General features: G+C 43.2%; 15 protein-coding genes. 11 read left to right on the forward strand and 4 right to left on the reverse strand.

The window, feature by feature from the left end; genetic code table 11:
* Positions 1-51: 51 nt before the first annotated feature.
* The 7 genes from K7X24_RS19580 (at position 52) to K7X24_RS19610 (ending at position 3434) form a co-directional block, all read left to right on the forward strand.
* Positions 52-531, forward strand: a complete 480-nt coding sequence (locus tag K7X24_RS19580) for an Hcp family type VI secretion system effector (protein WP_224557831.1) — start codon at positions 52-54, stop codon at positions 529-531.
* Between the two features lie 115 nt (positions 532-646).
* Positions 647-1300 (forward strand): hypothetical protein, encoded by a 654-nt coding sequence (locus K7X24_RS19585; RefSeq protein ID WP_224557833.1) that lies wholly within the window; start codon positions 647-649, stop codon positions 1298-1300.
* Positions 1300-1728 carry a hypothetical protein gene (locus K7X24_RS19590; protein WP_180783691.1) on the forward strand — a complete coding sequence of 143 codons (429 nt, stop codon included), beginning with the start codon at positions 1300-1302 and terminating at the stop codon, positions 1726-1728. Before K7X24_RS19585 ends, K7X24_RS19590 begins: the two co-directional genes overlap by 1 nt.
* A gap of 202 nt (positions 1729-1930) precedes the next feature.
* Complete coding sequence (locus tag K7X24_RS19595) at positions 1931-2227, forward strand: DUF2645 family protein (protein ID WP_103861515.1); 297 nt, start codon at positions 1931-1933, stop codon at positions 2225-2227.
* A gap of 90 nt (positions 2228-2317) precedes the next feature.
* Positions 2318-2641, forward strand: coding sequence for a DUF2645 family protein (locus K7X24_RS19600; protein ID WP_103861516.1), 324 nt, complete (start codon positions 2318-2320; stop codon positions 2639-2641).
* Positions 2642-2656: 15 nt separating this feature from the next.
* Positions 2657-3091 (forward strand): hypothetical protein, encoded by a 435-nt coding sequence (locus K7X24_RS19605; RefSeq protein ID WP_224557835.1) that lies wholly within the window; start codon positions 2657-2659, stop codon positions 3089-3091.
* Between the two features lie 40 nt (positions 3092-3131).
* On the forward strand, positions 3132-3434 hold the full coding sequence (locus K7X24_RS19610; RefSeq protein WP_103861518.1) for a DUF2645 family protein: 303 nt from the start codon (positions 3132-3134) through the stop codon (positions 3432-3434).
* Positions 3435-3484: 50 nt separating this feature from the next.
* On the opposite strand, the gene K7X24_RS19615 is transcribed toward K7X24_RS19610, so the two are convergent.
* Both K7X24_RS19615 and K7X24_RS19620 read right to left on the reverse strand, forming a co-directional pair.
* The gene (locus K7X24_RS19615) at positions 3485-4522 is read right to left on the reverse strand and encodes an NADP-dependent oxidoreductase (RefSeq protein ID WP_224557846.1); all 1038 of its coding nucleotides are present in this window, start codon (positions 4520-4522) and stop codon (positions 3485-3487) included.
* 94 nt (positions 4523-4616) lie between these two features.
* The gene (locus K7X24_RS19620; RefSeq protein WP_010285299.1) at positions 4617-5123 is read right to left on the reverse strand and encodes a TIGR00645 family protein; all 507 of its coding nucleotides are present in this window, start codon (positions 5121-5123) and stop codon (positions 4617-4619) included.
* A 325-nt stretch (positions 5124-5448) separates the two neighbouring features.
* Between K7X24_RS19620 and rhaT the strand changes: the two genes are divergently transcribed.
* From rhaT to K7X24_RS19640, 4 genes are all read left to right on the forward strand, one after another.
* A complete protein-coding gene (rhaT, locus tag K7X24_RS19625; RefSeq protein ID WP_224557848.1) occupies positions 5449-6483 on the forward strand; it encodes an L-rhamnose/proton symporter RhaT in 1035 nt (344 codons plus the stop codon).
* 196 nt (positions 6484-6679) lie between these two features.
* Positions 6680-7195 (forward strand): hypothetical protein, encoded by a 516-nt coding sequence (locus K7X24_RS19630; protein ID WP_224557850.1) that lies wholly within the window; start codon positions 6680-6682, stop codon positions 7193-7195.
* A 16-nt stretch (positions 7196-7211) separates the two neighbouring features.
* A complete protein-coding gene (locus tag K7X24_RS19635; protein WP_224557852.1) occupies positions 7212-7598 on the forward strand; it encodes a DUF2750 domain-containing protein in 387 nt (128 codons plus the stop codon).
* Positions 7599-7669: 71 nt separating this feature from the next.
* Positions 7670-8068, forward strand: a complete 399-nt coding sequence (locus K7X24_RS19640) for a hypothetical protein (protein WP_224557854.1) — start codon at positions 7670-7672, stop codon at positions 8066-8068.
* A 244-nt stretch (positions 8069-8312) separates the two neighbouring features.
* On the opposite strand, the gene K7X24_RS19645 is transcribed toward K7X24_RS19640, so the two are convergent.
* Together K7X24_RS19645 and K7X24_RS19650 are read right to left on the reverse strand one after the other, a co-directional pair.
* Positions 8313-8741: an SMI1/KNR4 family protein gene (locus K7X24_RS19645; RefSeq protein WP_224557856.1), complete on the reverse strand. Its 429-nt coding sequence runs from the start codon at positions 8739-8741 to the stop codon at positions 8313-8315.
* 532 nt (positions 8742-9273) lie between these two features.
* The gene (locus K7X24_RS19650; RefSeq protein ID WP_224557858.1) at positions 9274-9888 is read right to left on the reverse strand and encodes a YagU family protein; all 615 of its coding nucleotides are present in this window, start codon (positions 9886-9888) and stop codon (positions 9274-9276) included.
* Between the last annotated feature and the right edge of the window lie 243 nt (positions 9889-10131).

Raw genomic sequence — 10131 nt, forward strand, 5'->3', positions numbered from 1 at the left:
ATTTACGTTATAACGTTCCCAACAAGGATTTTTTAACAGGGAGTAATACGAATGGCTAATTCTATTTTCATGAAGATAACGGGAAAAATTCAGGGACTGATCTCTGAAGGGTGTTTAAGTATCGATTCCGTAGGAAATAAAAATATATCTGGTCACGAGGATGAAATTTTTGTTTATGCAACGAATTACGACTTATCAAGAGATCGACACGTCAATCATCATCCCTTTTCCGTGACCAAAGTCGTTGATAAATCCACACCGCTCCTGCTAACCAGCATCGCCAACAATGAGCTAATGGAAGTTGAATTGAGGTATTACCGTACCTCCGCCAGCGGGACACAAGAGAACTACATGACAATCACATTAAGAGATGCCTCTATTGTCAACCTCTCTAATCAAAATCCCAATTCATTGACGCATAACGACATGCAGCCATTTGAAATCCTGAGCCTGCGTTATGAAAGCATTACCTGCCAGCACAATATCGCGGGTACATCGGGATACAGCATATTAACTGAAAATATGTACTGATAAGCCATAAAACACACCTCATTATTTCTTTAATACATTATGGTTTTTTATGAGGAGGGATAGTGAGCAACAAATGGCAACTCAATGATAAAACCTTCAGTCGGAGTCAATTGGAATGACAACAAGAGAACATATAAAAAATGAGCGTTTAATTTATACCGAACAGCTTGGGTGGATTGATTTAGGCCACGCAAAAGGTGATGATGCGAGGGATTTGTGGGGGCAGCTCATCAGTGAACCTACGAATCCGTTACTCAAAGGATATTTCCTGGTTAATTATTCTCAGGCCATGCATTATCGCCGTGTACAGACGGGGGTTCATGCGCAATGGAAGATAAAAAGAGGGTTATCGATAGAGACTAAACGTTCTATTGCGCTCTCCATAATGTTTTACGTCTCTCTAAAGTTTGAAGGGTTACAATCTAATCCCCTGTTCTCGCTTGCTACGGATAGCGGTTTTAGCTGTGAAGATCTGGTTTCCAATTTAGTCGGTTTTTATTCAGTAGTTCTTCCCAGAGACTATATTTCACTTAGTCAGAAAAAATCGAAAGAATATGCTTTTAAAATATGGGATTACTATGGCCCAGTGGGAAGATATAAGAATAATGAACTCAGACCACTCATTTTCCCCGATCCAGAAATGCATGCTTACCCTTATAAAAGACCATTACCACCTTATCTGTCAGCGATAAAGCCTTTTTCATCTTACGAAAACGATCTAGTTATCAACACGATTGATGAGAATGTATTTTTGGGATTTAAGTTTTAATGAAAACGATCTTAACTATCTTCATTTCATTATCTTCCCTGCTATTTTTTTGGGGATGGCTTATCATCGTTCCTTATACCGTTTATACGGAGAAAGACATTTTTAAATACTATACATTAACCTATAAAGAAATCAGAGACGTACCGAGACTATCAAATAATTATTATTTTTCTTATGGGCCTAGTGATGAATCGACCCCTCAAACCAGTGCTATATATCTTTGTGATTTAACTCATATTAATGAGACTTACAGGGAATTGCTTTCTTATGTTGAAAGTACCAAAATACCATTAATTGATGGTTTTAGTTTAGGTAATTACCCGAAATTTCAGGAATATTTTCAGATTGTAAAAACGAAAGAAAAAAACAATAAAACAGGAAAAGAAAGCGAATGTCTAATGTTGATTTTCTCTAAGGAACAAGGATAATTAACACTATAATTTAATGAATAGCGTAATCGATTAAAAAATGAGTACATTCGCGTTTGAGCTGTCCTTGGCTTAGAAATAAGTCCAAAAGGCGTTATCATTAATAAAAAATGACTACATTTATAACGTCAATTTTCATTTCTATTCGGTCTTATGTCTTTTCTATACACGGGTTAATCTCTGTCCGTACAGATAATGCACTATGAAAAACATAAACACATTACTCTTTGCTTTCTGTTTTTATCTCTATTCACTTCTCTGCGCTCTAATCATATTGATCACATCAATAAGAGACTATGAAGGAATGGTTGATGGGGTAGAAATAAGAAATCTCTGTGAGATACCTGAAGCGGACTCCGATGGTTTCTTTGCGTTTATTATCATCCCCCTATCAATTCCTTTCTTGCTTGTAAAGAAAAGCCTGGCTAGGATAATCACTTATATTGTGATTTTATTTTATTATTTATGGAGTTTTTATATTAGATTTTATTTTTGCTAGAATAAAAAATCATAACACCTTCGCATAGTAGCCCAGGGTTATAAAAAAGCATCATTAATATGTGGTTAAAAACGGCTGAGTGATTGATAAATGTTAAGAAAAAATAGCTATATCTACAACATCTATTTTTATGCCTATTCTGCGTTATGCCTTTTTTGGATCAATGCTTTTTCTACCATTGAATATGAATGGATGATAGATGGCGACTCAGTTGCAGATTTCTGTGAAGTTCCAGAAGGCGATACTGATGGTTCTTTCAGTTTTATCATTGTTCCTTTATCTATACCCTTTTTTCTGGCTAATCGCCTTCTGATTGAACGAAACATACTAAGAATAATCACCTATCTTGCGATACTTATGTACCACTCATACCGTTTCTATACGCGGATTAGTCTCTGTTCCATAGCTCATTAAGAAAGAGTGAATGACATGCTAACATTCAAATATAGTGACTTCATAAAAGCAATATTTTTACTATTTTTCTCAATTGGCGTATTTATTATTTCCGCAGGTTTACTCTACGAAGAAAGCTATCACTACAAAAAAGATGATTACTTTACACATTATACTTTAACCCTAGATGAAGTAAAAGACATACCTGTTATTTCTGACAACTACGAATTTTACTATTATTCATCAGATGGCACGCAGCGATTAACCAATGGCGTAGTTTTTTATAACCCAATGCCTGAGCGTAAAGCTGAATTGATAAAATACATAGAGACGCTTGGATTTAAAAAAACCAAGAGCATTCCATGGATTTATGGAAATATAAGTGAAGTATGGATAAAAGGACATGATGAGGTTAATATAATACAAGATGATAAAAATAGAACGATTGATATCTCATTTATTAAATATTAATATTCATTTTTCATAAAGATTAAAAAAGGAATTTGAAAGCATGATTAGTAAAAATCACATATATAGCATCTATTTTTATGTTTATTCTGTCCTATGTCTTTTTTTAATTCATGCTTTTTCATCAATCGAATATGAATGGCTATTTGGTGACAGCTCACTTGAAAATTTTTGTGAAAATCCGAGAAGCTATGCTGATAGTTTTTCAAATTTCATTATCATCCCTTTGTCTATCCCTTTTCTTTTGGTTAAACGAACACCACCAAGAATAATTACCTACCTTGTTATTCTCATGTATTACTCAGGCAGTTTCTATACACGCGTGACTATCTGCCCGTACTGGTAACATACTCTGTCGAGTGCAAAACTCGCCGCCGCAGCGGCGAGTCCGGTGTATCAGGCATCTGGCCCGATTCTGACCACTAACTTACCGAAGTTTCGGCCGTGCAGCAGGCCGATAAAGGCCTCTGGGGCATTTTCCAACCCGTCGACAATCTCTTCCCGATATTTGATCTTACCTTCCTCCACCCATGGCGAAACATCCTTCCAGAACTCATCGAAGCGATGACCATAATCATCAAAGATAATGAATCCCTGCATCCGAATACGTTTCTTCAGGATCGTCCCCATCAGTAGCGGTAAGCGATCCGGCCCATCCGGTAACCCTGTGGCATTGTAGCCAGAGACGAGTCCGCACACCGGAATACGCGCCGAGGTATTCAGCAGCGGCAACACGGCGTCAAAGACTTTTCCGCCGACGTTTTCAAAGTAGATGTCGATTCCCTGCGGGCAGGCTTGTTTCAGCTGTTCGGCAAAATCATCCGCCCGGTGGTCAAGACAAGCATCAAACCCCAACACCTCAACCGCGTAGCGACATTTCTCTGCGCCACCCGCCACACCAACAACCCGGCAGCCTTTCAATTTCCCGAGCTGCCCAACCGTCGCACCCACCGGGCCGGTCGCGGCGGCCACAACCAGCGTTTCACCCGCTTTAGGCTGGCCGATATCCGTTAGGCCCATATAGGCGGTGAAGCCCGGCATACCCAGCACGCCCAATGCGTAGGAAGGATTCGTCGGCGACTGACCCAGATTCGTTAATCCTTTACCGTCAGAAATCGCATAATCCTGCCAGCCGCTGAAGGACAGCACCCAATCGCCAGTCTGATAATCCGGGTGTTTTGACGCCACCACGCGGCTGATTGTCCCGCCGACCATCACGTCATTCAGTTCGACAGGTTTGGCATAAGAAGGGGCGTCGCTCATGCGGCCACGCATATAAGGGTCAAGGGAAAGGAACACCGTACGCAGCAGGATATGCCCTGAATCGACCTGTGGGACAGGCTGCTGTTCCAGACGGAAAGTCTCTTGTGTTGGCGCGCCGTGCGGGCGCTGAGCCAGAACCACACGGCGGTTAATTTGATCGGTTTGCGGCATAATATCCTCCGTTAAACAAAGCGTGTTGATAAAATCACTTCGTTAACAATAGGATCTGTTCTTTCATCTGGCTACGCAAACCGTGCGGCGTTCATTATGCCGTTTTGCTTTTTTCGTAACGCGACATGCGATCCAGATACCCCATGACAAGTGCAGACAGCACAAACGTCAAATGGATAATCACATACCACATCAGCTTGTTATCCGGAATATTACGGGCATCCATGAACACGCGCAGCAGATGGATCGACGAGATAGCGACAATCGAGGCGGCAACTTTGTTTTTCAGCGAGCCGGAGTCCATCTTACCGAGCCAGTTCAGCTTTTCTCTGCCTTTGGAGATATCCAGCGCCGAGACAAAGTTCTCGTAACCGGACAGCATCACCATCACCAGCAATCCGCCGACCAGCGTCATATCGATCAGTGACAGCAGCACCAGCACCAAATCTGCTTCAGCGATATCCAGGATATTGGGCAGGACGTGGAACACCTCCTGGAAAAATTTGATCGCCAGCGCCAGCAAACCCAGCGATAGCCCGAGGTAAACAGGGGCAAGCAGCCAGCGCGATGAGTACATCAGATTCTCAATAAAACGTTCCATAACTCACTATATGCAGGTGGAAAAGAGGGAAATAATAGCGAAAAGTCCTGCTGTGGTGTTAATCAATTCTTGAGCAGAATGCACCATTTACAGAATGCTCTGCCCTGTCGTGCCCTCAGCGATGATTTCCGCGTTTTGTGATCCGGCCTGCACTCACCTTCAAACCGATGCCGTCCTCCTGCTGCTCGTGGCACGCATCTGAAGGTTCACCCTTTTTCACCTTCCTACACTGTCTAGCGCCAGCAGGTCTGGCAGCAATCATACACTGCACTCTACATTCAGAGCCGAATACAGGCTTACCACAAAGTAAAACAAGGGGTTACGCATGAACGATCCTATTTTCCTTGGTATTTTCTGGCATTTCATCGGTGCGGCCAGCGCGGCCTGTTTCTATGCACCGTTTAAGCAAGTCAAAAACTGGTCGTGGGAAACCATGTGGTCACTGGCCGGATTTTTCTCGTGGATTATCCTGCCCTGGAGCATCAGCTGGTGGTTACTGCCTGATTTTTGGCGTTATTACGGTTCGTTCGATATGGCGACCCTACTCCCTGTTTTTCTCTTCGGCGCGATGTGGGGCATCGGCAATATCAACTACGGCCTGACAATGCGCTACCTTGGCATGTCGATGGGCATCGGTATCGCCATCGGCGTCACGCTGATTATCGGTACGCTGATGACACCCGTCCTGCAAGGTAAGTTCTCCATTCTGTTTGGTTCGGCGGGCGGACGCATGACGCTACTGGGCGTGCTGGTCGCAGTCATTGGCGTCGCCATTGTTAGCTACGCTGGCTTACTGAAAGAGCGTGCACTCGGTATTCGTGCCGAGGAATTCAACCTGAAAAAAGGGCTGATTCTAGCCGTGATGTGCGGCATCTTCTCCGCTGGCATGTCCTTTGCGATGGATGCCGCGAAACCCATGCACACCGCAGCACAAACGCTGGGGATCAATGCGCTGTATGTCGCACTCCCCAGCTACGTAGTGATTATGGGCGGTGGTGCCATCGTCAATCTGGGCTTCTGCTTCATTCGTTTGGCAACCTGCAAGGGCATTTCATTAAAAGCCGATCTGGCACAGGCCAAACCGTTACTGATTGCCAACGCGCTCTTCGCCATTCTGGGCGGCGTCATGTGGTATTTGCAGTTCTTCTTCTATGCCTGGGGACACGCCAACATTCCGGCTGATTACACCTACATCAGTTGGATGCTGCACATGAGTTTCTACGTACTGTGCGGCGGCATCGTCGGTCTGCTGTTTAAAGAGTGGAAGGCCGTTGGTCAGAAGCCAGTACGCGTGCTGGTTCTCGGCTGCATGGTCATTATTCTGGCGGCGAATATCGTCGGACTAGGAATGGCCGTGTAAGCGCCTTATCATCGCGTTCGGTGCCACCAAAGCGAGTACCGAATGCGATGGCACAGCATCCATCAGCTGGCGGAAAAAATGCGTTGAGCCGTTGATATTACTGCATTCCTCCCTATATGCTGCCTTTCTGAATACGCCATTATTCATCATGATGCGAACCCAGCCTCATCGAATACACAAAAACTAAGGATTCGTCATGGGGACCTCTGAAAAAATCGCTTTCTTCATGCTACTAAAAGCCTTCGATCGGCTGGGCAATGTCCTTCAATCGATGGACATTACTTTACCGAAAGCAGTTGTTTTACTTACAGACGATCTTTGGGGCTACCTTGCCTCAGAAGCTCAGTACATCAACATTAATCCAGCGCTTGAGGCTATCGATGCTGCCGTGGAGGATGAACAGGGTGCGAATAGCGAGGAGATTTTAAAAAACCTTTATCTATACGCCTTTTCAGATTTTCTGATGTTTTTCTCCGAAGGAAAGGCAAACCTAGAAGCCGCAGAACCGTCGATTATTGATGTTTATGATTACATGGCGGCTCAACAATTTTTACTCAACGAGAAAGAAGGAAAAGCGGTCATTTTGAGTGATGATGACGAAGAAAAGATAAAAAATGATCCACTGTATGTGAACGAACTGACTGCTCTGAGAACAGACAGGGCTTTCGCTGAAAACATCGTTTTGTGGGACAACGCGGTGGCATTCCGATGAGGATATTATTTAAATAATGACGAGCGCGCACCTTAAAAAAATTGAAAATATTTATCGTTTAGACTCACAAGAAAGGTGTGATTACTTTATCCGTAAGATTACTGATTTTGAAATTGTTTGGGGATTATTTAATGAGGGATGGGCAACGGCGATATCCGATCAGAAAATGGCAATTCCCTTCTGGCCGGAGGAAAGTTTTGCCACACTGTGCGCTAATGATGAATGGGCTGGATTCACAGCAAAAGCCATTGAGTTAAACGAATTCCTATCACGTTGGCTCCCTGGGATGCAGAACGACGGTAGAATATGTCAGATTTTCCCCATTCCAAGTGAACACGGTTTTTTCATTCCTCCTGCAACCTTACTGCACGCCATTAAAGATGAATGTGAACAATACGAGTGACCGTTCAGTTTACAATTTATCCCGAAAGACATTTATTTGAATCTTGTGGAAATGAGCAAAGGGAAATGACGATGTCAGCGTTTTTTAACGAAATAGACAGGCTTTCCCCGAGAGAGTTGCAACGCTATGCTTCCGTCTGTTTGCAGGCCTATTGCAACGCAAAATTAATCCAACACCCATCGATCGACGTGTTGATAGCTCATCTTAATCATTACCCTGAGAGTGGCAGTCTGGTTGAATGGGAAAGGAAAGGCGCGTTGCTGCCGCTAAATGGGCGGGGAGATGATATACCACAAGATCTGATCCTATCGATCTCACCACAGGATATTGAAACATTCTCTTATCTTGTTGATATCGTAGTAGAGGTCGGAATCGTGGATATGTACGGGGCACCAACAACGCTTCCGGCTGAGTTTGTTACGAAGATAGCCTTGATTCTGTCCAAAAATAATATCGACCTGCCTGAGTGAAACCTGCATTCGCACCGAAAATGGTGATGTCTATTTTAAAGAAACATCCCTAGACAACCGTGCTGAATATGACGTGCGACTGACCCATGAGGACGATAGCTCTCTGTGGCTTCAGGTTAACGTTAAATCAGTTGATCTTTACGTGCTCGTGCGAGAAACCCTAAACGGGAAACCTTTCAAATGCTTTGAAGATGGGGATGCGGAGAGTGAAGTAGAACTCAACGAGGCTTTTCGCCTCAACACATTACTCAATCCGCTCTGACACCGTCAGGAACGCGCCAAAATTATCCGCCTGCTGGGTTGCTTCTCCCGTTTCGTGTGACCATAAAACAATAATCGGCTCCCCTGCTTTTCCTAATACGGCGTAATCAAAACAGTAATAATCTCCCGTACCACACTCCGCAAAAGGCAGAAGGGTAGAGAAATCCTGTGCCGTATCGGAAAAATTGCTCAGCCACGCCTGCCAATCTTCTTCAAAATGACGAACGATTGATTCCCATGTTTTTCTCGGGTCGCGGGAATCAAATACTGGGAATATCGTTAATGCTCCAAGCGCTCTGCCATTATTCACCAGAAGCCAGTCCGAAAAAGAGAGAGGCAGCTTACGGCCTAGTTCACGTCCTGCGGCTTGAATAGCCTCTATCGATGTGCCAATGACGCGTATTCTGGCCATCGTTCCTCGCTTATTAAAATGCATCTCACTTTGGTCAAATCCTTTAATCAGGTCACTTCTTCCGCCAAACAGACATACCATTTGAAGTTATTTCAATAAGTTGTCCGTCATTATCGTAGTGACAGAACCATTCATCCTTACTAGCCCACCCTTTGAAATGCGGCCTGAAGTCGTACCCTATTTATTTTTACCCGAAGGAACGAGATTCATCATTATCAGCGGCCGGACAGGGTATAAGGTCGTTTGGACTGATGAGACAGGCTAGATACTACTTCCTGCTTCTGTCTGAATCCATCATTTCCCCATCTTTCGTCTTTCTCGTCATGCACGTCGTACAGTGCGAGTAGTATTGTTCGTGGGTAAGATCAAATGTGTTTTATTAGCAGGAAAGTAAAAACGCCCTGAGAATCTCAGGGCGTTCGGGAATGGACTAAAACTTCCACTGCTAAATTATTTTATTACCAAATAATAGCGCGATACTGAAAATAATAAGCGTCGAAATATTTAACATTATCTAAAATAAAATCACGACTTATCGTGAAGCATTCAACGGAATCTCTGGATCAGGTTCGTGAGTCATGCGGTTACGTAAATCACGACGAATAATTTCAATAGACCAGAACCAAATGAGGTGGCCTACGATTTCTGATACATGTTCATACCAAGGGAGAACAAACAGAGACGGCGTGAGGCCCATCAACGGAAATGAAATCATATGGACAAACAGTTGAGCCAGTGCACCAGCCAGCAGACCCTGCCATAGTTTTATTTTAGGAAACACCTCTGCAACAACGCAATAACCCAAAGCAAAAACAATAGAAAAAATAATATGCGTCACACCAACCCAATTGAATACATGGCCGGCAAAGGTATAAACCGCCGCATTAGGGTCAACAACCCCAAGCCAATCGCGTAAAAAAATGTAGGGTGGGTTAAGAAAATTACGAGAGCAATCAATTTGCTCGGCAGCTCTAATCAGTGACTCAGGCGCACAAGCACCGCTAAACATATCAGTAGGGCTGCGTGGAGGAAGCGGATTTTCTGCGCCCCACTTTACAAAAGAAGAAACAATACCTGCAATCAAGCCAATAAAAGCAGCTAATCCATAGCGTCTCCGAGAGGGAGGTGTTTGTTCAAAAAATTTCATTTTTTTACCAATCTAACTATTAAAGGTTATAGTCTTACATAGGTATCATGTACTTATAAAGATGTTAATTGATATATTGAACAACCTCGCTAGTATATTTTGTTATTAGCAATGTGATTTTAAATTTTTATCACACAGAAAAATGAGGGCATTAGTTGATTTTTTGTGAAACCTTTATTAAAAAATTGAAAAACCAGATTCGATAAAATATACAAAATGTATATTTATTCCGAGAAAAATGAA

This window comes from Pectobacterium versatile (assembly GCF_020166435.1).
Lineage (GTDB): Bacteria > Pseudomonadota > Gammaproteobacteria > Enterobacterales > Enterobacteriaceae > Pectobacterium > Pectobacterium versatile.

Excerpts from the sequence above, each read along its gene's own strand:
- K7X24_RS19580 (WP_224557831.1), top strand. The coding sequence starts at position 52 with ATGGCTAATTCTATTTTCATGAAGATAACGGGAAAAATTCAGGGACTG.
- K7X24_RS19585 (WP_224557833.1), top strand. The coding sequence starts at position 647 with ATGACAACAAGAGAACATATAAAAAATGAGCGTTTAATTTATACCGAA.
- K7X24_RS19590 (WP_180783691.1), top strand. The coding sequence starts at position 1,300 with ATGAAAACGATCTTAACTATCTTCATTTCATTATCTTCCCTGCTATTT.
- K7X24_RS19595 (WP_103861515.1), top strand. The coding sequence starts at position 1,931 with ATGAAAAACATAAACACATTACTCTTTGCTTTCTGTTTTTATCTCTAT.
- K7X24_RS19600 (WP_103861516.1), top strand. The coding sequence starts at position 2,318 with ATGTTAAGAAAAAATAGCTATATCTACAACATCTATTTTTATGCCTAT.
- K7X24_RS19605 (WP_224557835.1), top strand. The coding sequence starts at position 2,657 with ATGCTAACATTCAAATATAGTGACTTCATAAAAGCAATATTTTTACTA.
- K7X24_RS19610 (WP_103861518.1), top strand. The coding sequence starts at position 3,132 with ATGATTAGTAAAAATCACATATATAGCATCTATTTTTATGTTTATTCT.
- K7X24_RS19615 (WP_224557846.1), bottom strand. The coding sequence starts at position 4,522 with ATGCCGCAAACCGATCAAATTAACCGCCGTGTGGTTCTGGCTCAGCGC.
- K7X24_RS19620 (WP_010285299.1), bottom strand. The coding sequence starts at position 5,123 with ATGGAACGTTTTATTGAGAATCTGATGTACTCATCGCGCTGGCTGCTT.
- rhaT (WP_224557848.1), top strand. The coding sequence starts at position 5,449 with ATGAACGATCCTATTTTCCTTGGTATTTTCTGGCATTTCATCGGTGCG.
- K7X24_RS19630 (WP_224557850.1), top strand. The coding sequence starts at position 6,680 with ATGGGGACCTCTGAAAAAATCGCTTTCTTCATGCTACTAAAAGCCTTC.
- K7X24_RS19635 (WP_224557852.1), top strand. The coding sequence starts at position 7,212 with ATGACGAGCGCGCACCTTAAAAAAATTGAAAATATTTATCGTTTAGAC.
- K7X24_RS19640 (WP_224557854.1), top strand. The coding sequence starts at position 7,670 with ATGTCAGCGTTTTTTAACGAAATAGACAGGCTTTCCCCGAGAGAGTTG.
- K7X24_RS19645 (WP_224557856.1), bottom strand. The coding sequence starts at position 8,741 with ATGGCCAGAATACGCGTCATTGGCACATCGATAGAGGCTATTCAAGCC.
- K7X24_RS19650 (WP_224557858.1), bottom strand. The coding sequence starts at position 9,888 with ATGAAATTTTTTGAACAAACACCTCCCTCTCGGAGACGCTATGGATTA.